The organism is Bacillus sp. MYb56, from assembly GCF_002976445.1.
Classification (GTDB): Bacteria; Bacillota; Bacilli; order Bacillales; family Bacillaceae_G; genus Bacillus_A; species Bacillus_A mycoides.
In genome coordinates this window covers 32,692-53,541 of record NZ_PCOH01000021.1, presented here as the reverse complement: position 1 = coordinate 53,541, position 20,850 = coordinate 32,692, and the positions used below count along the sequence as shown (strand labels likewise).

Genomic DNA, 20,850 nt, shown 5'->3' with positions numbered 1-20,850 from the left:
GTAATCATTTCTCGAATAAATGATAATGATTTTCATTATCATTGTCAACTAAAAAAATAAAAAGTTTACAAAAAAATAACCCCTTTACAAGGGGTTATGCCATTTTTTCTCCTGATTCTTCTTTAAAAAAGCTCTTCATCGCATGAAATACATCTGCTTTTTGCTTTAAAATATAATATCTGAAATTCTCGTCTTTAATATTTTTATATGCTGACATAAGCGTACTGTGGCGGTTGTACTGGTTTAGTTGGCAGGGATGTACCCTGTACTTCACAAAATAAACACCATGGTCTAGAAATTATTCTTCTATTATCTGTATTACAAATAAGATTTAAAATAAAGTTTGATCAAATTGATACTAATAATCTTGTTAAACGATTATAAAAAAGTTTGATCATTTCCTATTTATGCTACTCCACAATCGCGCCCGATAATTGAAGATCATTCACGTGATTTTATAATTCAAACCTTTTTGACACTATTTCAGCTACTTCTGCAGCACTCAAATTTGTATTATTAATTTTTATGTAGTTCTCATTTTTAATTTCACCTTTATGGGAGTTCAATCTGTATTTTTCCATTGATTCCCTTAGTTCATTCTCCGACCAATCAACGTTTCTTTTGGTAGGTTTATGCTCAAGTCGATGCGGACTTTTATTTCGTTCCAGCCTCTCGTCCATATCGGCTTCTAATTCCACAAAATAAATAGTGGCACCCTGGGATTCAAAGATTTCACATGTCTGGTCTACGAAGTCCCAATCCTCTTGTTGATCAAAAGCCCACACATATGTAAAGATCAAACCTTCCAGTTCACTCTCAGCCACTGCCTTGAATATTTCTTTTCTAAATAAAGTTGACAACCTCCACATTTCCGGGCTAAAGCTGAATAAGGGCTCAAGTAATTCAATGGTCATATGGTTATGAAATAGTTTCAATCCAGTTACTTTAACTAACTCTTGCCCTACTGTCATTTTACCAACTGCTTGTGGACCAAATATAAGTACAAATTTCATAGAATTCCTCTATTTATGATTTTTTATTATTATACCAGTAATTTCAAGTACCCTTTTTCACAAACTTCATACTATCTGAAAAATTTTAGGTTGTTCAGTAAATACATTTCACATTAACGTTTTTAATTTGTTAACCTGAAAAAGTTATGCTGTTATATGGCCCGATTGTTGAAAATTTTCCCGGAACACCAACACTGAAAGGATATTCAAGATAAGCACTCGAAGTAAATTATTGCCTAAAATATCTTTTTTTTGGGGACTGTTTGTTTTTAATCCGATGCTGGAACGACAGAGTCGCTATAAATACAGTTACTCCCCACAAGAACAATCCTCCGTACGTTACGACATACACCCAAATGGCTAACCCTTCGGTGTATCCTTTTGGAAGCATTCCTAAAAATTGAAGAGCTGTCAAGAAGCTAATTAGAACTGTCAACACCCCAACTGACCATCCTAATATGATTAATAACCATTTTGGTAGTTTCTCCCCCCAGGAAGTCACGAGAGCTAAAGCAAATAAAGATGCCAGTATCGCCAAGATAGCTGTGAAGTCTATTCCGATGGTATATAACGTATATAGAAAAGCAGATCCTTCTTTTAAGGTATCACCAAACCCTGCTACATTTTGTACAGCTTGTTTTGTTGTAAGTCCTACCGTTGATCCCCATGCCCAAAGTGATTTTAAAATCGCATACGGCAACAGTGCAAGAGCTGCAACATAGCCCCATCCTTTAGTCAAATAAGTTTTATCAGCTATTTCTGACCTCATATGTTTCTCATGTTTTAAGCTCAAAAGACATTCTCCCTTCTCACTTAAGAAATGAAGCATATTAGTTTTAAAAATAAAAGTACAAAGCTTCAAAAGTCTTCAAATAAGCTCCGCCCTTTATATTCTTATTCAATATTAGAGCCTTTTTATTCTTTATATCCTTTAAGTGAATTACATAATGGGCAGGTACTGGTTGGACTATATATTTGTACCTTATTTAACAACGATGACCTTTTCTGAAATGAATTACAATTTTAAGATTGTTCATATAAATTCCTTCTTTATTCAAGAATATGGCCCGATTGCTGAATAAGAAAAAATCCTGCACACCAACACAGCATTTTGAATGTACATTTTTGCTTTGTATTTCGAGGATATTATGGGATTTTGGATGGATTCAATATTTTAGGTGAAACGAATGTAAGCTAATGGGTAAAAGTTTACATTCGGATTTTGAATCATTTATAGCTAATTTTGTAATAAATTTCTCAATATTGATATACTTGTTAATTATGGTTTTAATATTCAAAATTAACAAAAATTAAGGTATAATAAAAATGTGATGGTTATCACTTATGTTTACTCCTTGTGCTGAAGATAAGATCGTATTCTCCGATCTTATCTTTTTTTGTTTGTAGAAATTTAATGCAAAAAAATAGAATCCTTATTATAAGGATTCTGCAACAGGAAATAACAAAATATAAACAATAAAAAGAATTACTTATATTATATTTTACATAGTAATAATATAATATTGAGAAATTTTTACATAAGTCCAGTATGGGGTACCCCAATAAAGTCGTTTGAAAATCTAAGGTTTATTCAACAATAGCGACCGATTGTAGAATATTGAAAAACACGATGACTGTAAAATAACTCTACAGTTATTTTGCTAAAGCCTCTTTTAGTTTAATGAGGAAATTTTAAGAACCAACTTCTTAGTCCCAATCCATATAAAAACTCACCTTTAGCTTTTCTTGCCCACAATCTGGACAATCTAGAACTTCACTTTGATTAATATCGACTAAAGGCTTTGACGGCATTTGAGTATTACATCGAGGACAAGTCTGAGTGTTCGTGTAAGATTGGGTTCCTGACTTCATATGTAAATGTACTTTATTTAATAGGAAACAACACTTCTGACAAACATATAGACCGTCGTAGCATTCAAAAGACGTTTCCTTGTTATTAATAAATTCGCTGATGTATTGCCGACCTTCTTCTTCCTCATACCATTCTAAAATCGAACTCAAGTTTATATATCTAAATCCAATTCCTAAAAAAACATTTTGATTGTAAGAGCAATGTCCGCAGTTCAAATTACAAGCTACTCCCATAAATCTCAAATACCTCTCTTGTCCAGTTTAGATGGAAAACAATATAGAGAAATTTTAACACAAATATCCAGATTTTAAAGGTGATATTCCATAAAATGGCCCGATTGTTGAATACTATAAAATCCCTTCACATGTGGCCCCTCATTCCTCGAATCGTTTCCGTACCCCATTGCTATCAAGCTAACAAAAAACGATTATAAAAAATTACATCAACTTATCTTGAATATGAATTGAAAAGCTTTGGTCATTAAATAAGGGCATATCAAATAGCCCTAATGGGTTTTCGTTTTAAAAATCATGCACTTTTCTTGGGCGATAGGTAATATTCGTATGCCACACCTAAGATATCGAAGACTGTTTTCTTTTGGTATCGATGCGACTTTTTTCCGTTCTTTTCCAACAGGTAAAATAACCGAAGAAGACTTTTGGATAAATGTGTGGTTTGTTGCTGCATATATCTATATAACTTTTTAAAATAGTCATAAATCATATACATGGCTTTTACTTCACTGAGTTCTTTCTGTTTTTTGATAACTAATAACCGACGCATTTGATACATGATGGTGGAAGATAATAATAAAGCAATTAGCTTCCCGTATAAATGACATTCAAACCTTTCTATTTTTACATTGGTATTATGGTGAAGACGAAAAATTGATTTCCATGTTTTAAACATTATTTCAATCTGCCAACGCAGAGAATAGAGATCATGAATACACTCCTTCGGGACATATTCCGATGGAATATTCGTAATATAAACATTGATTTCTTGTAACTGTTTAGTCCTTTCACTATAGGTGATTCGTTTCTTTTTTTCTTTGTATGCTCGATCTTTTAATCGTTGTTCTTTTTGTTCTGGTGTTAATTTATAAATCACCACACGTACAGGAAGTTTATAATCACGTCCGACATAAGCAAGGGGAATCTCATAAAGTTCACCGGGTTTTATTTGTGACATAATCTCTTCTAAAGCGATGTTAAAAAACTCAGAGTTCTTTTTTAAAACACCATTTTTAAAATACATAACATCAGCATTTTTTTGATAAATTTTTGTATTCATTTTTAATCGTGAAAGATAATAAGCTCCCTTTTGTTGGATTACATCAAAGTCAGATAAACTAAAATAACCTAAGTCTCGTATACATAGGTCTTGCAGATCTACTGTTGATTGAATTTCTTTCCCGTAATTCACATCATTTTGCTTACCAGGTGCTACCTGAACATGTAGAAATTGACCGCTAAGTAAATCATATTCTAATTGCACTTTTACACCAGATGCTTTTCCACTTCCACCGGAACCAGGATACACGGTAGACAGCATGTCTGAAACTTGAAATGTAGTTGCATCTAAAATACGAATACGACGAAAATACTCTGAAAAAGAATGAGGAATTGTAGTTGTAGATAAAAATTGTGCCTGTATAAGTTTTGAAAATATCGTACGTAAAAAAGTAACAGCATTGGCATTAAAGCGTTGATTGAGTCCTTCTGGACTCATCAATATACCAGTATTTTCTTCCAGAGCTCCACATAAACGGTTCAAAGAATGACTCGCAATGTCTTGGCCCAATCCAATACATAAAGCAGATAAATCTTGTGCACGATATTTACTCGTTCGTTGTACAAATCCCGTTTGCCTTGCAATTTGTTTCAACGTTTGCGAGGAAAAGACTTGTTGTAACTCTTGCGAGAGTAATTGAAACTCGTTTGAAATCGAAATATTCATACAAAAACGCCATCCTTTCGTATCAAAAAGGTTAACATTTTTCGCATGTGAGGAATAGTCTGAATTATTGACTTGATGGCCATGTGAAACCCTCCTAAAGTGAGTTATCTTCTAATAAGTGGAAGTTTAGATTATTAAAATGTTATAATTTAACAAAATAAACTTTGGAGGAATTAATTTGAATACATCAATGTCTACAATGAAAATACGTCATATAATTGGATGGATTCTAGTAAGTAGTATTAGTCTAGAACTTCTTTCACGTGCACCCCTTTTTAATAATATTGCTCCTTGGATTAAACAAGAAGTTATATTGGTTAGCGCTATTTATTTGATTCCAATCTTATGGTTTTATAACAAATGTAAAAAACAAAAGATATACTTTTATTCTAGCTTTTTTTCAAAGCCTTCTGTATTCCCTATTAAAACGATGATTGCAGCTGTCATTATGCCATTCTTTTTAGTTATAGGTATAGTATTACTTTTATTAGCAATTGCAATGAGTTTTAATATATTGGAAGGTACAGCTGAAGCAACTGTATTAGAATCGAAAAGTGGTCTTCAATTGTTGGTAAGTAGTATTATAATCGCTGTAATAGCACCAATAGCTGAAGAGATTATATTTCGTGGATATTTATTCAACAGATTAAGCTTCAGATTAGGAATTAAAAAAGCAATTATCATAAGTTCTATTGTATTTGGAATTTTACATTTACAAAACATATTTGGAGCTACTATTTTGGGTATTAGTATGTGTGTATTGTATATAAAAACGAAGAGTCTTATAGTGCCAATTATTGTTCATATGGTATCTAATATTTTTGTAGTATTTAAAGATATTTCATTATTTATGAGTCCTTCTGAATCATCTACATCTTCAACAGCAGACTTAGATGTATCTATAGGTTTTATTGGTGCATTCTTATTCATTGGAATTGGATTACTATGGTTTATTCCTTTTATAAAACGCAATTGGAAATATTGTATTAAAAAAGGGATTCCTAGTTTTACATATGAATCCAATATAAAAAATAATGAGAAAAAATCTTTATAGTTAAGAAAATAAGAAGTACCACTACCTGTCTATCGAGCTAAGCTTCTAAATTATTCCTAAAGTGAAAACTACGTTATTCTCTCTATGATTATACAGAAGAATGGCGTTTTTTTTCGTTATGGGGGGTACGGAAACATCTTAGCTTGATGGCGATGTTTCCGTACCCCTTTAAACGGCACCAATTGATATACAAAGATGTTCATAGAGTTTGTATATCGGAAACTCCTTATATCGCTCCTGATTGTCACTTTCAAACTGCCCAAATAATATTTTTGATTCAAGAGCACTACCTAACAATACGCTTGTACAAAACTGCATCTCTAGATTTTCCGCATTTTTCTGCTTAATTGTAAATAGTTGCTTGCTATCTTCCTCAGAAATAACACCTTCTCTTCGTAGTTTGATCTGAATTTGATTAATGAAAACAATCGCATCTGTTATGTATTCCCCTGCGTACTTACTATACAGATGCTCTGCTAATTCAAGCCATTCCACGTCCTCTGTTAGATCGAATGCGGTCACACACAACAAACAAAAATGATTTGTACAGTCTGCTAGTTCTGGGTTTTCAAATGGATCTATGCGATTAAACGACTCTTTGATCACTTCTTTCTTTACATTTGCCCCAAATGCCAACCCTGACGAATTTAATAATACATAAGGTGTATAATATGAGATTGCATCATCAAAAGCGACTCGTGTTTGCCCGTCTATAATCTGTTCTGAAAATGCATTTGTTAATTTTGGCGTTGCTGATGGATTATAGAATAAGATGATTTTAATGGAACCAATATTAAATACTACAAATTTTGCTTCTTTAGGATTTTCAATTTTAAAATTCGATATATCATCCTCTTGTATCATCTTATTAAATGCCCTAATTTGATCAACAAATCGATTAATATCCGTACCTTCTTCTCCAAATGGAGTCTCCTCATTAATTTCTAATTGTTGATAGATTTCCTTCAAAGTCAAAAACGTAGCATGCAGACTCTTAAATGCCCTTTGAGTCTCATCACGTTTCTTCATTGTCCCAATATCGAACGTTAACTTTAATTTTTCAAATGTGATGGTATTTCCAGAAAAAATATGTAGTAGCAACGGTAATACTTTTAACTGACTCGCTAGCGAGTGCAACTTTATAATTTTAAAATTGAATTTTGTGGATCCTTTTTCATATGAAATTTCCAAAGAACCTTCAACTAGTAGGATAACTTTATTAAACTCTTCTGTTACCTTTACTTGTAATTCATATGTAGACCCATCTATCATTACATTTTCCTGCATTTCAAGTGAAAGAGCCGCTACGCGACCTTGATTAAGTGGGACTGGGAGCTCACCACGTATACCATATACAGTAAAATCATGCTCGAATATATTTCTTGTCGGTGTTTTGGTAGGATTGTATGTTAAGCTTGTTAATTCAAATGAATGATATTCCTCTCGACTAAAGGGACTTTTTTCAATAAGAATGATTGATTGTTTTTTTGATTCAGCCAAGAACTTGCTACATACACTCGTTAAATCCGTTTCACTTAGATCTCTCAACTCAATGCGTCTTTGTTTTTGACCTTTTTCTTCTCCATACTTTTTAAGAACTTCGTTGATTTCAGTAGGTAACAGTTGTTTGTAGAAAATCTTTGAGTCCCCATTTCTTTTTATTTCAACCACAAAAAATACTACACCCTTACTGTTATAGTAATTTTGGTAATGATCCAAACCAATTGAAAATGTTCGAATTCCCCTAGTAAACTCTTTTACTTCCGTTCCTTTTACTTGTACTGGCACTTTACCAATTAGTGATCCTACAGATTCTGAATGATCTTTAAAAACTTCAATATCACCGTCAAACGATATTCCTTTATCTCCTACTGGAATATTCGCTCTAAGTAGAGCATCTGGTTTATTCGCTAGCACATTTATTGCGTCTACAGCTAACCTTTCTAATTTCGTACTAGATAACTTTGCCATTTCCACACCTCTGTAATTATATATTTATATAATTATATCAAGCGGAACCCCACATAATCTATTTAACAATAAAAAAATTCAGAATTATCACCGGAAATGTCAGCATTTTTTTCTTAAACCAATTTGTTTTTCAAGAGTTTTTTACATTTATGAGAGTAAAAAACGATATCCCTTCTACATCTTAGATAGAAAGAATACCGTTTTTTTCATTTTAGGGTATTTTTATTTGTTAGCTCGATGGTGTAAAAAGACAAGTGGTCTTTATAAACTGCGTAAACAGGTCGCCACTTCTTTCATATCATTTATCCTTCATCTCAAACACTGCACTCTTAGCAATCTCAACGATTTTTCCTAATTCTGTTTTAACACGGTAGTACGGGCCATTCGCTTTAATAATCGTTCCAATAACAGTTTTAGCTACAGGATACTTCAATTTATCACTTGAAAGTCCACTATATTTAATCACTTTAACGTTATTACCAGCCATTTAAACATCCTCCTTTTACTTCGCAATTTGGTTCAAATACGCATTATTCGTTTTTCTTCTTCAACTAAACTGCTTCGTTAGTTTAAGTACATTCCTTCACAATATCATCTATATATTAACATAAATATCCAGTTCCCTTTAAAGGTCTTGTTCAATTATATGGCCCTTTAACAGAACAACTTATTGTCACTCAACAGTTCCTTAATCGATTTTTCAATTCCAGATGTTCTTTTCCTTTTCACTATAAATACAACTGTTTGAAAGGAATTATAGAATATCCCCAAGAACACCTTTAAATTTTACAAGATCCTACGAATTGGGTATACTTTTTAATCTCCAATTACCGAGTACTCCCCCCTCTCACACCTGTAGCTTCACCCCAATCACCGAGTATGTTTATTTCTCCAAACTACTGTCCATAATAATAAACAAAGACAAGCCCTTTATTCTTAAAAGATAAGCTCTATTTCAAGAGTCTCAAACTCGGTGGTTAGGGGGGAGTGGTATACCACTCCCCCCTAACCACCGAGTAAAAGAAAATTCCCCATCTACATTTCGACCTAAATACCGATGTCATCAAAAATAAAAAACAGCCACCGATTTCGATAGCTGTTTTACAAAATTAAGCTGATTTGATTCTTCACATCACGTTTTGAAAAATCTGTTCGTAACTGTAGTGAAATATCATATTCATTACGCTTTTTATTTTCTTTAATAGATACAGATTGAATGAGAGGTAATAAAAATCGTCTTTTATCCATATCGCTTATTTCTTGAAGTTTCACATCGTCTTGAAATACTTCGTTCAAGGTATGTAACCATGTTTCTTTGCTTTTTTCAACTTTTTCTTTGAGAGTGATTTGCTGTTTAAAGTGGTTTATTTGTTGTACGATTCCATCTAGTTTTCGCTGTACATCCAAACGGTAAATCGCTAAAGACTTCAAAAAACGTTTATCATCGTTATTTTTCATACGTTGTTTAAGTTCTTCTGTAATATTGTGAAGTTTGATGGTGTAGCTTTCGAAAAGACGCTGATGCTTTTGAATATTGTTATTCAATTCTTGTATCTCATACTGAATTTTTTGTTCTATCGCATGATATACATTATGAAATCCGCTTATTTTCACATCAGTAAGTGTTTGATTCACTACTTTATCATGAAGGAGGTCTGCATCTATTCTTAATTTACAGTTGGGACAGGAATAAATTTTCCCTCCATACTGTTTATTTGTAGAACTTACTGTTTGTTGATTCTTTGTTTTCATTAATTCTTGGCACTTTTCACAAGAAAGCAACCCTTGTAGCAAAAAACTTGTTTTGTAATGTTTAGGAACCATGTTGCCATTACGTTTTTCTGAATAAATACGCCAACATGATTCCCATGTCGCTCGTGAAATGATTGGCTTCACATAGTGGTTTGGTGCTTCAATCCAAATATCCCTTGCATTTTGCTTTCCATCTGTTTGTCGGCGCCATGATAATAAACCACAATAAAAAGGATTAAGCACAATCACCTTTACATTCTCTTTCCCCCAATCTTTTCCGCGGCGGGAACCGTTAGGGAGTGTATTAGCAATATACTGAAACCCATGACCATTTACATATAAATTGAAGATTTCTTTTACATAGCACAGCTCTTCGGTGTGTTCAATAAATTGCCCACCATTCTTATCATATGTGTAACCAAATGGTGGTTTTCCACCAAGCCATTTTCCTTGTTTTGCTTTATTTTCTAGTCCCGATCGTGTTCTTGCAATGATGGTGTCTACTTCATATTTAGTAAAACCATCCTCCATGAGTTGCACAATCAAATCATTATCAGTACTGTACACACTTTCAGTCGAACTAATAATAATCGGAATACCAAGTGTCTTCATGACAATACGAATAGTTTGATGTTCAAGAGGATCTCTGGCAAGACGATCACTTTTATAAACAATCACAAAATCAAATTCTTGTCGTTTCGCCGCTTCAAACATGTTTTCAAGTTCTTTTCTACTAGTGAGTTTATTTTTACGAGCTGAAACAGCCTTATCAAGAAAGGAATGAGTATGAATGCAATTATATTTACGAACTACTTCCATAACAGAATTTATTTGCATATCCATGTCCTGCTTATCAGTAGAATGCCGCCCGTAAAAAGCAGCTTTCATATTTGATTGTAATATATAAGAGAGCTTCATGATGTTAACACCTCTTGAGTACGTAAGAATGGGTGTTTAAAAACAATTTCGCATTCCTTCCCGTCAGTTTTGACTTGCTGTATTAAATCTCGAAAAAAGGAACCTAACTTTCGATTCTCCTTGATCTCGTCATAGGACAACGACATAGAGGATTGATAATTACTTACCTTTTCACGTAATTGCTTTACATCACTTAATTCCTGTATTACCTGTTCTTTTTGTTTTTTATATTTTGCCAGCTCATCATACAGCACCATAATTTCGATTTCTTTCTGTTCCTTATAAGGTGCATCAGTTTCGTGATACCACGTATCTACTTTTGTAATTAACTTTTCATTCATAAGCTGGATTTTTTCTTCAATGGTTTGTATTTTCTGTTTTACTTGCTTCTTAGCATTCTGTTCATATCGATTAAATAATTCCTGGAAATGAGAAGTGAGTAGGCTATGAAAATATTCTTTGCAGCGTTCAAAGACTAATGGTTCGATTGTACTCTTAAAAACGTAAACTGAAGAATGGTTTAAACATTTATATTTTAAATTTTCTTTTCTTCTAGCCTTTATTTTTTGTAATAATTCATTACATTTCGAACAAATTAGTAAGTCTTGCAATGGAAATAACATTTGTTCGAATACATAATCTTGATGAATCTTTTTGGGAGATAAAACGGTGACAATACTACATGCTTTTTCCCATGTATTCTTATCAATAATGGAAAGTCTTTCATATTTACTAGTAACATCTTCACCAAAAATATTCATAGTACGCAATCCAATATATGTCGGGTTTAATGCAATTTTTCTTATATCAGCCGAAGTCCAAGACTTACCGTTTTCCTTCAAGCCTAATACATTACAAAGTTCTTTCAAGGATTCATATTTTCCCGATACAAGTTCTTGATAAATCCTTTTAACAATTTGTACTTGTTCATCAACCAATTCAATTTCTTTCGTTTCTTTATTCCATTTAAAACCATACGGAAGACGTCCTGGGTTTTTACCACTTTGGAAATTTGACTTTAATGTTTGCTTTAAACGTTCAATAATTTGTTCGCCTTCACGTTGGGCCATACCCGCCATAATTAATTCAAGATATTCACCAATTGGTGTGTAGTACACTGGTGGCTCATTCGGTGCAGTTAAAATAACATTTATTTTCTTGTTTCTTAGTATTTGATAAATTTCATAATACTCCATCACATTTCGAGCTAATCGATCTCGCTTAAATAAGAATAAGGTTCCGACATCGTTATTGTTGATATCTTGTAGTAATTTTTGTAGGGCTGGACGCTTTTTTAAACTGACTTTTCGGGCTGATACCGCTTCATCGATATATTCTTCATCGATAATCAATGCCATATCAATGGAGCAAGTGAGAACTGAATTTTGTTGCATCCCGATTGAGTTTTCCTGAGAATCAATTGAACTTCTATAATATGCAACGGTCTTCAATTCAGGACCTCCTCTCATGATGTTCTATTTACACTGTATGTATCAAAAATAGCGGCTAGTCCTTATTAATTGCTTTAACTAATTCTTTTTCAACAATCTTGATATACGCTTCAAACCATTTTTGAGCTGATTCTGGATCATGAACATAACTTACTGATGTAATTGTAATTTTCTTTTGCCTATTCATTTTATGTATTCCTTTCAATAAATCCGTGGAGGTTATTCTTATGATAAATGAAATTGGTAAACACATTCGTACACTACGTACTCAAAAAGGCATTGGACTAAACACCTTTGCAAAACAGCTTGGTGTATCACCAGCTTATTTAAGTAATCTTGAGACAGGAAAAACAGATACCATTCAACTTTCACTACTACAAAAACTGCAAGATGAACTTCACCTCATTACAATAGATAACTTTTCCTTAATACAAGATGAAACAAAATATAGAATTGCTCGGGCAAGCACTCTCTTACATAGCTTGATGCAACAGAATGAAGCATTTGGATACTACTTATTAGAAACCTTAGAAAAAGGTATTTATCTATCTCAGGTATCACCTACCTCCGATAACAATGATCAGGATTATTATTTACAAAACTAAAAAGACTATTCACAATAAAAAACAATTATTTATGTTAGTGAATAATTTAATCAAAAAAAGAAGAGCATACCTCTTAAAGAAAGAGGATGCTCTTTTTATTTTTCGTCTTCCTGACAACTCACTGCCGCTTCAACTATAGACCTTAAAATTGGATTTTTCTTTTCCCACTCTTGTTGGAACCATTCTTTTTGTTCTTCTTTTTCCATTGATGCAAGTGGTGAATGGATAATGACTTTTGTATTACCAAATTGGAATTCTTTCATCATATCCCCCCTTGCATTATATGTATGCAAGACAGGAAAAAAGACGAACTATCATTTTCATAGGACAAGCTAGCCATACATATTTATAACAATAATAATAGACAAGCTGGTAGGTGAAACTAATGTACCGTCCACAAGAACTTGATGTATTCATCTATTTACGTAAAAGTCGAAAAGATCTTGAAGAAGAAAAAAAGGCGATGGAACACGGACAACATTATGATACACTTGAACGTCATCGTACTCAGTTATTAGAACTCGCTCACAAAGAGCATCATAATATTATTGATATTTTTGAAGAAGTTGTTTCTGGTGAATATATATCTGAAAGACCTATGATGCAAAAACTTCTTCGCGAAGTAGAATCAGGCATCGCTAATGCTGTGTTAGTAATGGATTTAGACCGTCTTGGTCGTGGGGATATGGTAGATCAGGGAACGATTTATCGTGTGTTTCGCTATTCAGAGACATTCATTATTACTCCAACAGAAATTATTGATCCCAATGATGAAAATCAAGAGTTGACCTTTAGTATAAAATCTTTAATTGCCCGAGAAGAATTAAAAACAATTGTTAAACGTATGCAGCGTGGTAGAAGGGTTTCTGCAAAAGAAGGAAAATCTATCTCTCGCGTGCCAGCTTTTGGATACTTACGAGATAATAATTTAAAACTTTATCCTGATTCTGAAAAGAGTTGGGTGATACCAAAAATTTTTGAATTAATGGCGAATGGAATGGGAAGACAGGCAATTGCCCAAGAATTAGATAGGTTGGGTATTTCTCCTCCTGAAGGTGAATATTGGAATCCTTCAACTATCTCCTCCATTATAAAAAACGAAGTATATCTTGGTCACATTATTTGGGGGAAAATACGTTATACCAAACAAAATGGGAAGTACATTCGTAAAAAAGTACCGAAGGAAAGATGGCAACGACACGATCATGCTCATACTCCACTTGTATCAGAAGAGTTATTTCAAAAAGCCAATATGGCTCATAGCAAACGTTGGAGACCTCCAACAATCAAAACAAAAAAACTTTCCAATCCATTGGCAGGAATCTTGTTATGCGAATTATGTGGTCATTCCATGCTTTATCAGCCACGAAAAGATCGCCCTAACCCCCAAGTTCGCTGTGTACAACCGTCTTGTAAAGGAATTCAAAAAGGAGCTTCCTTAGCACTTGTTGAACAGCGTATACTTGACGGATTAAAACAAATTATTGAAAGCTTTGAGATACAAGAGAACATGGTACAAAAAAAGAAAACAACGAATAACATTAATATGCAAAAAAAAGCTTTAGAAAAGAAAGAACATCAAATTAATGATTTGCAAAAACAAAAAAATACCCTCCATGATTTGTTAGAGAAAGGTGTATACGATATTGAAACTTTTTTAGAACGACAGAAATCCATTGTAATACGTTTAAAAACTATACAAGAAGAAATTAAGCACCTTGAGCACGAAATTAAGCATGTATTAGAAAAAGAAAAACATATACATGAGTTTGTTCCCAAAATTAAAAATGTATTAGAAGCATACTATGCGACCGAAGATATAGAAAAGAAAAATCGCCTACTTAAGTCAGCGCTTGAAAAGGTCACATATTTAAGAAAAAAAAGGTGGCAAAGAAAAGATGAATTTGTCGTGGAATTACATACTAAAATATAAGCATAAAACTCAGCTCTATATAACAGCATCCACTAAAAATACCCATTAATGAAGAAAGAAGATACCTACTACGTACAGGTATCTTCTTTTCTCTATTTATATTGATTTCGTTTTCATTACCTATTCATCATTGTTTCTCCAAGCAAAAAATGAATTGAATTTTCATAGACAACTGTGGAGAGATCAAATTTTCATTTTGGAATCCTGCCCCATTGCCATTAGGCTAAAAAGAACGAGTTACCCCAAAACAATAAAAACAAGCAAAATGCACAAAATTTTTGTTATAGGGGTATTATAAGATCTTAACTTGATGGGCATGCATCAAGTTAAGATTTTGAGGCACTCTATATTTACCAGACAGGTCTAAACTTCAATGGTAAATTACCTTCATTTGCTTCATAAACTAATTTTGTTAAATCTTCCTTGAGCATTTGCATTCGTTCAGCACCTATGTTTTCAATCCAACGTTGCTCAATCTCAGTTAGTATCTTCTCTTTTGCTTGCACTACTAACCAACCTCGTTCAGTCAAAACAATAATTTTCCCTCTCTTATCAGTGGGATGAGTTTTACGCATTACATAACCACTTTTTTCAAGGAAATCCACCATTTTACTTACAGCTTGCTTTGTAATTCCTAAATATTCAGCTAGTTCTATACCTGTTGCTCCATTAGGAGTGATGTATTTAAACATAAAACCATGTATAGGTCTAATATCTCCGAATCCCAATTCACTCAATCTGTCATGTAGTTCATTAATCGATGTACTAAAGGATAATGACAAAAGTGATGTAAGATCTAATTCACTAAATACTTGATGATTCATACATAAAACCTCCTCGAATAAAGTCAATTTAGTTGACTTTATTTGGATTCCATTGTACTACAAACAACATAATCAATCAAGTTCACTATGTTGTTTTTGTTATAAAAGAAATATGGCCCACTTACAGCAACGCATTATTTTTAAACTGGAAATAATAAGACTCTCAATAAGTTTGTTTCCTTTACTTCCATAACTTTTAGCCTTTTCTCCATTCTGCAATTCTAAACTTTTAACATAATAAGTACACATATATACAAACAAAAAAACTCCCATCAATCTAAAAAAAACGGATACTCATAGAAATGAACATACGTTTCAACTTAAATGAATATAACATTCATGAAATTAACCTACTATAGAAACTAAAAGAACGTTCTCTATGTCTTATATAATAAAATTTCTTTTATAAACAGTAATAGAACTCAAATATTCAAAAATTTAACAGCTGTATTACAAAAGGTAACCTTTAGTAAGTTGGATTGTTTTATGTAACCGCAATATCCTTAAGGTAATTGTACGTCAAGAAATATTTACTCACATAAAAGCTCATTAAAATTACATATTAATAAGAAATAACATGATGAAAATATCGATTTTTTCAAAAAAATTTCCTCATCACAAAAATATACAGGTTACTTTAAATATCCAATTAATTATAATTTCCTACTAAAATAAAGGAATTATTTTATTTATTTGATATAATTTATGTGATTACAATAAATGCACGGGGAATAAAAGATTACAAATCATCTATACGGAGGTATGAGAAATGGATGAACAACGAGACATAGGGCCTAAAATAGAAAAAAGCTTTGAATTAATAGGAAAAAGATGGACAGGATTAATTATTTATGTACTAATGAGTGGTCCTAAACGTTTTAGTGAAATTCATTCAATGATTCCAGATTTAAGTAAACGTATGCTTACAGAAAGAATGAAAGAGCTTGAGGATAACGATATGGTAGTGCGACACGTGATTGCGGAACGCCCTGTACGAATAGAGTATTTACTAACAAAAAAAGGAACAGAATTAGGAAGAATTCTTGGACCAATTAGTCAATGGGCCGAAAGTTGGATAAAAGAGTAATTAAAAAGGTCCTCTCAAATACATAAATCAAATACATATTAAGAAAAGATGAAGTGCAATTTCCTAAAAAATATAGTCAATCAATTCAATAAGTAGACAATTCATATTAAAAAAATTACACTGTTTCATACTAAAGTAATAACTGATCTCATCTTAGAAAGGCAGGAAGAAACAAATGGCAAATCTTCTTTATATTACAGCGCATCCACTTGACGATACTGAATCATACAGTTTGACAGTTGGAAAAGAATTTATTAAATCCTATAAAGAATTAAACCCCCATGATGAAGTTGTTCATCTTGATTTATACAAAGCAGATATTCCATATCTTGATGCTGATGTATTTAGTGGGTGGAAGAAACTTAGATCTGGCATTCCTTTACATGAATTAACACCTATTGAAATATCAAAAGTAGGACGTCTAGCTGAATTAGGCGGACAATTTGTATTAGCTGACAAGTATGTATTCGTCACTCCAATGTGGAATTTCTCTATTCCAGCCATTTTAAAAACATATCTTGACGCCGTGGCTGTATCAGGAAAAACATTTAAGTATACAAAAGAAGGAGCAGTAGGATTATTAACAGGTAAAAAAGCATTGCACATTCAAGCACGTGGCGATATTTATTCTGAAGGACCAGAAGCACATAGAGAGATGGGGCATCGGTATTTAGAGGTTATGATGGAATTCTTTGGAACCTCTTTCTTTGAAGGAATATTTGTCGAAGGACATAACAAATTTCCAGGACAGGCTGAAGAAATTAAGGAAAAAGCTATTATTAGAGCTAAAGAAGTTGCTAAATATTTTTAAATATTTCAATCTAAAAACTCTCCTAGGCTTTTCTTCACTTATCTTGTATCTAATTCATCCCACAATATTATCTCGCTCTATAGTATTTTGTACATCAACTTAATCCACTAAAATAATTTTCAGTCGTTTACTCAGATTATTTTAGGACTATAATTATAGCTCTTATAGTGGACACTAAAAAGATGGCTCCGGTAGAATACCGAAACCATCTTTTTTAGTGCTTGATTTTTTAGAGTCTTTTTATTAAACTGTCCATTTTATAGAGTACAGTTCAATTCTTTACAATCTCAATTGATTGACAGTAACTATATTTACATCAACCAAGAAATCAAAAAGGGAAGGGTGACAAGAGACATAAGCGCACTAATAACAAAAGAAGAAGCTGTCTCACCTGCTAGACTGTCAAATTTCACTGAAATCATAGCAGCTACTGCAGATCCTGGGAATGCTACTAATAAAACTAACTTTGTTACGTCATCTGAAGATAATCCTATTGCAAGCGCAATTCCAAGCATGACAAGTGGTTGAACGATTACTTTAAGAAGTGAAATCCCAAATGCAGTTGGGCTAAATTGAACTTTACGAATTCCGATTGTGACCCCAACTGCAAATAACGCTGCACCCGATGTAATGCCACCAATTTGCTCTAAACTCTTCGCTAATAAATGTGGTGACTGGAACCCGAATAGCACAAGAATAACCCCAATTAAAGGAACACAGGCTAGCGGCTCTGAAAGACCATGTAAAATTGATTTAACAGTTACTTTCAAAAGACTTTCTTTCTCGTCAGTCTCTTCATTCTGACGTTGACCCACTGCACCAATAATAGTAGCTAATGGATCTAGCATGGCATTCACAACGATTCCTGTAATGGCAATTGGAAGCGCAGCCACACTTGCTCCAAACAAACTTCCTAAAACCGGAGTTCCCATAAATGCAAAAGTTGGTTGGGCTGAGTTTAAAGAAAACATTGATGCTTTTGTTAATGAAAACTTAAATACGTATTTAGCAATTAACAGGAAAACAATATAAAAACCTACAATACTAATAACTAAGGCAAGTAAAAATGGCCATTTTTCAATTAATGTTTGCTTAGGGGTTGTTGTAATCCCCACAAATAGATGGGCTGGTAATGCAAATTTAGTTACTAATGTATTTAATCCTTTTGATGTCGTCGCATCAAATTTTTTAAAATATCCAGCTAAATATCCTAATAGGATGGTAAAGAAAATAGGTGTTAAAATAATAAAGATTTGACTAATATCCATTTTAAAATCCTCCATACTTCACTTTGATCTAAGCGTATATATCCTAAATTACGATTTAATTTCAAAGTGAATAATTTCTATTAAATACCGATGCCTATCAAGGTGATAGGCATTCATTTAAACTTACATAGCTATCTCCGAATTTTCACTAGCTTTGATTTGCTTATAAGTTGGATGCCACATGGCATCTTTTACAGCTTGTTCAACATCTTCTGGAACATGTTGAGCCACGCCGTCTTGAATAGCTGCTTTTGCAACTTTAATTGCTACTGCTATAGAAACAGCACGCAAGTCCTTTGTACTTGGAAGTAATGAAGCACCAGTTTTACGACTATCAGTCATATCAGTCACAGCATTTGCAACAGCAGTAAACATACCACTTGTAATCACTTTAGCTTTTACGACAATCGAACCAAGTCCTAAACCAGGGAATACAAATGCATTGTTAGATTGACCAATCTCATATACTGTCCCTTTATAAGAAACGGGCTCAAATGGACTACCTGTTGCAATTAGTGCTTTTCCATCAGTCCAAGTAAGTAAATCTTGCGGAGTTGCCTCTGCTAATGGCGTTGGGTTTGACATTGGCATAATGACTGGGCGTTCCACATGTTTGGCCATTTCTTTTACGATTTCTTCTGAGAAGGCTCCTGCTACACCTGATGTTCCGATAAGAATAGTAGGTTTTACTTGTTTAATTACTTCCAGAAGAGTTATTTTACCGGATTCATCACGCGCCCAACCTTTTACTTCTTCCGATTTTTGTAAGTAAGGTTTTTGGAACTTTAGAATACCATGCATATCGTCTGTTAAAAGTCCTCGGTAATCAACAGCCCAAAATCTACTATATGCTTCTTCTGTCGAAAGACCATCAAACACCATCGCATTATGAATTTGATCAGCATTACCAATCCCTGCAGCTCCTGGTCCAAATACCACTACTCGATGCTCTCGTAATGGAACGTCAGTAACTTGAACAGCAGAAAGGATAGCTGCTAATGTAATAGCTCCAGTACCTTCAATGTCATCATTAAATGTTAAAATCTTATCTCCGTATTTCTCAATAATGTTGCGAGCATTGACATTACCGAAATCTTCCCAATGTAATAAAGCATTTGGGAACATTTCTAATGATTTTTCAACATATGCATCAATAAATTCGTCGTATTTTTCGCCTCGAACACGTTCATGCCGATTTCCAATATAAAGAGGATCTTGTAACAATTCTTCGTTGTTTGTCCCTACATCTAATACAACAGGTAACACACGACTGGGATCGATACCAGCAGCTGCCGTGTAAACAGCCAATTTACCAACAGAAATATTAATTCCATTTGCTCCCCAATCTCCAATACCCAGAATACTTTCAGAATCTGTAGCTACAATTAAATCAATGTCCTCTGCTTTAACTCCACTATTTACAAATGCTTTTTCAATTCCATCCATATCATTAATAGAAAGATAAACACCGTCTGGACGATGATATTCATGACTATACTCTTGAATGGCTTGTCCAACAGTCGGAGTGTAAATGATAGGTAACATTTCACTAAGATGATCTGTTAGTAATCGATAGAATAATACGGTATTGCGATTAGATAAATCGTTTAACCAAACATTTTTTCGTAAGTTATTAGGCTGTTCTTTAAATTGTCGATAAGCACGTTTAACTTGTTCTTCTAACGTTAAAACTGTTGGAGGTAATATCCCTTCTAAGCCAAGATCTTTACGTTCTTGTTTTGTAAATGCTAATCCTTTATTTAAGAAAGGTTGAGCAAGAAGATTTTTCCCTTTCAAATTTGTTTGAATAGATCTGTCATTGGAAAGATTAAATGTAGTCATGTGATTATTCCTTCTTTCTAGATGCTTTGTATTGTATTCTTTTTTTTATTTATAAGAGAACCATAATTGGGTAGTAATAAAAAATTCATATGGCTTCTTTAATATGAGTTATCCTTTTTCTAAATAGGTTCCTTTTTACATAAAATTGTTATGCTGTCATACAACTTTCTATATCAAGATTGGCATTGTATTTGGTACGTCGACATACTCAATCGTTTTTAACTGATTACTTTGTCTAACGACCAAAATAAACGAAAAACGATTTCTACAATAATATTCAAAGGAGTCAATACTGGATGAATAACTGGATGAATAACTGGATGAATAACGAGATAGATAACAACTGAAAAGATCAGTGCTCCAATCGTTGTTTCCATCGTTTGACTATAAGGCCCTCCACCTAGCTTTACATTGAAGAGGACGATACTTCCCTAAAATAGTGCAGGAAGAATAGCTAAGAGAATATCCATTTGATTCAAACCTTCTTTC

17 protein-coding genes and 2 pseudogenes are annotated in these 20,850 nt (G+C 33.2%); 5 read left to right on the top strand and 14 right to left on the bottom strand.

The genetic code is table 11. From position 1 onward, the window contains the following. Positions 1 to 94: 94 nt before the first annotated feature. The 4 genes and pseudogenes from CQ058_RS21755 to CQ058_RS21730 form a co-directional block, all read right to left on the bottom strand. Positions 95 to 250, bottom strand: a pseudogene (locus CQ058_RS21755) (sporulation protein YhbH); the annotation flags it as partial. Positions 251 to 455: 205 nt separating this feature from the next. Beyond that, positions 456 to 1,013: an AAA family ATPase gene (locus CQ058_RS21750; RefSeq protein WP_087962992.1), complete on the bottom strand. Its 558-nt coding sequence runs from the start codon at positions 1,011 to 1,013 to the stop codon at positions 456 to 458. Between the two features lie 229 nt (positions 1,014 to 1,242). Further along, the gene (locus CQ058_RS21745; protein ID WP_016102548.1) at positions 1,243 to 1,806 is read right to left on the bottom strand and encodes a hypothetical protein; all 564 of its coding nucleotides are present in this window, start codon (positions 1,804 to 1,806) and stop codon (positions 1,243 to 1,245) included. A 1,608-nt stretch (positions 1,807 to 3,414) separates the two neighbouring features. Next, positions 3,415 to 4,845 carry an IS4 family transposase gene (locus CQ058_RS21730; RefSeq protein ID WP_105589977.1) on the bottom strand — a complete coding sequence of 477 codons (1,431 nt, stop codon included), beginning with the start codon at positions 4,843 to 4,845 and terminating at the stop codon, positions 3,415 to 3,417. Positions 4,846 to 5,023: 178 nt separating this feature from the next. On the opposite strand from CQ058_RS21730, the gene CQ058_RS21725 reads away from it, so the two are divergent. Further along, a complete protein-coding gene (locus CQ058_RS21725; protein ID WP_105589976.1) occupies positions 5,024 to 5,899 on the top strand; it encodes a CPBP family intramembrane glutamic endopeptidase in 876 nt (291 codons plus the stop codon). 168 nt (positions 5,900 to 6,067) lie between these two features. Here CQ058_RS21725 and CQ058_RS21720 read toward each other — a convergent pair whose 3' ends face one another. The 5 genes from CQ058_RS21720 to CQ058_RS32370 all read right to left on the bottom strand — a co-directional run bounded on the left by CQ058_RS21720 (position 6,068) and on the right by CQ058_RS32370 (position 12,178). After that, complete coding sequence (locus CQ058_RS21720; protein WP_105589975.1) at positions 6,068 to 7,870, bottom strand: DUF4365 domain-containing protein; 1,803 nt, start codon at positions 7,868 to 7,870, stop codon at positions 6,068 to 6,070. A gap of 298 nt (positions 7,871 to 8,168) precedes the next feature. Then, on the bottom strand, positions 8,169 to 8,357 hold the full coding sequence (locus tag CQ058_RS21715; RefSeq protein WP_105589974.1) for a hypothetical protein: 189 nt from the start codon (positions 8,355 to 8,357) through the stop codon (positions 8,169 to 8,171). Between the two features lie 614 nt (positions 8,358 to 8,971). After that, complete coding sequence (locus CQ058_RS21710) at positions 8,972 to 10,540, bottom strand: recombinase family protein (RefSeq protein WP_105589973.1); 1,569 nt, start codon at positions 10,538 to 10,540, stop codon at positions 8,972 to 8,974. After that, positions 10,537 to 11,991: a recombinase family protein gene (locus tag CQ058_RS21705; RefSeq protein ID WP_105589972.1), complete on the bottom strand. Its 1,455-nt coding sequence runs from the start codon at positions 11,989 to 11,991 to the stop codon at positions 10,537 to 10,539. Before CQ058_RS21705 ends, CQ058_RS21710 begins: the two co-directional genes overlap by 4 nt. A gap of 55 nt (positions 11,992 to 12,046) precedes the next feature. Then, the gene (locus CQ058_RS32370) at positions 12,047 to 12,178 is read right to left on the bottom strand and encodes a hypothetical protein (protein WP_003195041.1); all 132 of its coding nucleotides are present in this window, start codon (positions 12,176 to 12,178) and stop codon (positions 12,047 to 12,049) included. A gap of 40 nt (positions 12,179 to 12,218) precedes the next feature. Between CQ058_RS32370 and CQ058_RS21700 the strand changes: the two genes are divergently transcribed. Next, positions 12,219 to 12,596: a helix-turn-helix domain-containing protein gene (locus tag CQ058_RS21700; RefSeq protein WP_087963135.1), complete on the top strand. Its 378-nt coding sequence runs from the start codon at positions 12,219 to 12,221 to the stop codon at positions 12,594 to 12,596. A 95-nt stretch (positions 12,597 to 12,691) separates the two neighbouring features. On the opposite strand, the gene CQ058_RS31880 is transcribed toward CQ058_RS21700, so the two are convergent. Then, on the bottom strand, positions 12,692 to 12,859 hold the full coding sequence (locus tag CQ058_RS31880) for a hypothetical protein (protein WP_166504398.1): 168 nt from the start codon (positions 12,857 to 12,859) through the stop codon (positions 12,692 to 12,694). A gap of 122 nt (positions 12,860 to 12,981) precedes the next feature. Between CQ058_RS31880 and CQ058_RS21695 the strand changes: the two genes are divergently transcribed. Beyond that, positions 12,982 to 14,529: a recombinase family protein gene (locus CQ058_RS21695; protein ID WP_087963134.1), complete on the top strand. Its 1,548-nt coding sequence runs from the start codon at positions 12,982 to 12,984 to the stop codon at positions 14,527 to 14,529. 350 nt (positions 14,530 to 14,879) lie between these two features. Here the strand turns inward: CQ058_RS21695 and CQ058_RS21690 are convergent, their stop codons facing one another. Next, a complete protein-coding gene (locus CQ058_RS21690) occupies positions 14,880 to 15,353 on the bottom strand; it encodes a MarR family winged helix-turn-helix transcriptional regulator (RefSeq protein ID WP_087963133.1) in 474 nt (157 codons plus the stop codon). A 769-nt stretch (positions 15,354 to 16,122) separates the two neighbouring features. On the opposite strand from CQ058_RS21690, the gene CQ058_RS21685 reads away from it, so the two are divergent. Continuing rightward, on the top strand, positions 16,123 to 16,440 hold the full coding sequence (locus tag CQ058_RS21685; RefSeq protein ID WP_087963132.1) for a winged helix-turn-helix transcriptional regulator: 318 nt from the start codon (positions 16,123 to 16,125) through the stop codon (positions 16,438 to 16,440). A 175-nt stretch (positions 16,441 to 16,615) separates the two neighbouring features. After that, the gene (locus tag CQ058_RS21680; protein ID WP_002114593.1) at positions 16,616 to 17,251 is read left to right on the top strand and encodes an FMN-dependent NADH-azoreductase; all 636 of its coding nucleotides are present in this window, start codon (positions 16,616 to 16,618) and stop codon (positions 17,249 to 17,251) included. Positions 17,252 to 17,562: 311 nt separating this feature from the next. Here CQ058_RS21680 and CQ058_RS21675 read toward each other — a convergent pair whose 3' ends face one another. From CQ058_RS21675 to CQ058_RS21665, 3 genes and pseudogenes are all read right to left on the bottom strand, one after another. Next, positions 17,563 to 18,519, bottom strand: a complete 957-nt coding sequence (locus CQ058_RS21675; RefSeq protein WP_002114592.1) for an AEC family transporter — start codon at positions 18,517 to 18,519, stop codon at positions 17,563 to 17,565. A 123-nt stretch (positions 18,520 to 18,642) separates the two neighbouring features. Next, positions 18,643 to 20,361 (bottom strand): NAD-dependent malic enzyme, encoded by a 1,719-nt coding sequence (locus tag CQ058_RS21670; RefSeq protein ID WP_087963131.1) that lies wholly within the window; start codon positions 20,359 to 20,361, stop codon positions 18,643 to 18,645. Positions 20,362 to 20,538: 177 nt separating this feature from the next. After that, a pseudogene (locus CQ058_RS21665) lies at positions 20,539 to 20,786 on the bottom strand (GRP family sugar transporter); the annotation flags it as partial. Between the last annotated feature and the right edge of the window lie 64 nt (positions 20,787 to 20,850).

What these genes read in the sequence shown, in the direction of transcription:
- CQ058_RS21750 (WP_087962992.1), bottom strand. Translation starts at nt 1,013, where the DNA reads ATGAAATTTGTACTTATATTTGGTCCACAAGCAGTTGGTAAAATGACA.
- CQ058_RS21730 (WP_105589977.1), bottom strand. Translation starts at nt 4,845, where the DNA reads ATGAATATTTCGATTTCAAACGAGTTTCAATTACTCTCGCAAGAGTTA.
- CQ058_RS21720 (WP_105589975.1), bottom strand. Translation starts at nt 7,870, where the DNA reads ATGGCAAAGTTATCTAGTACGAAATTAGAAAGGTTAGCTGTAGACGCA.
- CQ058_RS21715 (WP_105589974.1), bottom strand. Translation starts at nt 8,357, where the DNA reads ATGGCTGGTAATAACGTTAAAGTGATTAAATATAGTGGACTTTCAAGT.
- CQ058_RS21710 (WP_105589973.1), bottom strand. Translation starts at nt 10,540, where the DNA reads ATGAAGCTCTCTTATATATTACAATCAAATATGAAAGCTGCTTTTTAC.
- CQ058_RS32370 (WP_003195041.1), bottom strand. Translation starts at nt 12,178, where the DNA reads ATGAATAGGCAAAAGAAAATTACAATTACATCAGTAAGTTATGTTCAT.
- CQ058_RS21700 (WP_087963135.1), top strand. Translation starts at nt 12,219, where the DNA reads ATGATAAATGAAATTGGTAAACACATTCGTACACTACGTACTCAAAAA.
- CQ058_RS31880 (WP_166504398.1), bottom strand. Translation starts at nt 12,859, where the DNA reads ATGAAAGAATTCCAATTTGGTAATACAAAAGTCATTATCCATTCACCA.
- CQ058_RS21695 (WP_087963134.1), top strand. Translation starts at nt 12,982, where the DNA reads ATGTACCGTCCACAAGAACTTGATGTATTCATCTATTTACGTAAAAGT.
- CQ058_RS21690 (WP_087963133.1), bottom strand. Translation starts at nt 15,353, where the DNA reads ATGAATCATCAAGTATTTAGTGAATTAGATCTTACATCACTTTTGTCA.
- CQ058_RS21685 (WP_087963132.1), top strand. Translation starts at nt 16,123, where the DNA reads ATGGATGAACAACGAGACATAGGGCCTAAAATAGAAAAAAGCTTTGAA.
- CQ058_RS21680 (WP_002114593.1), top strand. Translation starts at nt 16,616, where the DNA reads ATGGCAAATCTTCTTTATATTACAGCGCATCCACTTGACGATACTGAA.
- CQ058_RS21675 (WP_002114592.1), bottom strand. Translation starts at nt 18,519, where the DNA reads ATGGATATTAGTCAAATCTTTATTATTTTAACACCTATTTTCTTTACC.
- CQ058_RS21670 (WP_087963131.1), bottom strand. Translation starts at nt 20,361, where the DNA reads ATGACTACATTTAATCTTTCCAATGACAGATCTATTCAAACAAATTTG.